This is a genomic window from Acidaminococcus sp. HCP3S3_G9_1 (assembly GCF_052122455.1).
GTDB lineage: Bacteria > Bacillota > Negativicutes > Acidaminococcales > Acidaminococcaceae > Acidaminococcus.
This window is the reverse complement of record NZ_JBQKCH010000040.1, coordinates 1-867: the sequence shown is the minus strand read 5'-3', so window position 1 is coordinate 867 and position 867 is coordinate 1. Positions and strand designations below refer to the sequence as shown.

Annotated in this window: 1 protein-coding gene and 1 pseudogene; both read right to left on the bottom strand. The window is 65.7% G+C overall.

The features are described from left to right. Positions 1-244 (bottom strand): annotated as a pseudogene (locus ACTQY1_RS11225) (hypothetical protein); the annotation flags it as partial. A 107-nt stretch (positions 245-351) separates the two neighbouring features. Further along, entirely contained in the window at positions 352-786 is a 435-nt protein-coding gene (locus ACTQY1_RS11220; protein ID WP_441036951.1) for a hypothetical protein, read from the bottom strand. Between the last annotated feature and the right edge of the window lie 81 nt (positions 787-867).

The following is an 867-nucleotide window of genomic DNA, read 5'->3' as shown; positions in this document are numbered from 1 at the left end:
CGGTCGCGAGGCAGCGGACGAACGGGGAGCGGATCGGGCGTCCCACCGGCTGCCCACTCGCATCCCAGCCATCGAAACGCACCGGAGCAAGGGCCTCCGCCACGCCAATCAGCCCTGCAACCTCCGACTTCGCCCGACCCTTGGGCATCGACAGCACGCCACGAGAGATCAGCCTGCGCCCAGACGCCGGTTCGAGCTCGTAGGCGTCCACGACGAAATCGAGCATCTCATCATCAAACGTCAACGGCTGCCCCTCCACCGGCCCAGGGCCATGGCAGGCATACGCCTCGAGCCAGTCGATGACGGCATAGCCGAGAGAGCACTTCTGCCCCTCGAACAGGGGGCGGAACATCAGCCTGCGCGCCGCTTCCGCGCCCGGTCAAGGCTCGACACCTTGCCTGCGGATGCGACCGACTCCACAGACTTCTGATAGGCACCCCTCGGACCCCGATACTGGGGCCGTCGACCCTCCACGTCCGGCAACCGCAGCGCCGCCAGCAGCTGCTTGAGGACCGTGGCCGTCGCGTTCGCCTCACGCAGCGCCGAGTTCACGACCAAGCTGGACACTCCGTTACCGTCCGTCTCAATCGACAGCAGCACGTCATGCTTGCCACGGATCGCCGCATCCAGAGAATCGAGCCGATCCTTTGCCCGGCACGCCTCCTCCAGTTGCACCAACTGCTCCGGCGTCAGCTCGAACACGTCCGCCACGCCACGCCACAAAGCACGCCCACCATCCGCCAACGAGGCTGGACACGGGGCCGGGATATGGGGCTCGTCAGACATGCTCAACACCTCCAGCGTCGCGCCGATATGCATCTGGTGGTATCGCGCCACCAGAGAGAATGGTTTTCAGGCCGTGTAGAC

Excerpts from the sequence above, each read along its gene's own strand:
- ACTQY1_RS11220 (WP_441036951.1), bottom strand. The coding sequence starts at position 786 with ATGTCTGACGAGCCCCATATCCCGGCCCCGTGTCCAGCCTCGTTGGCG.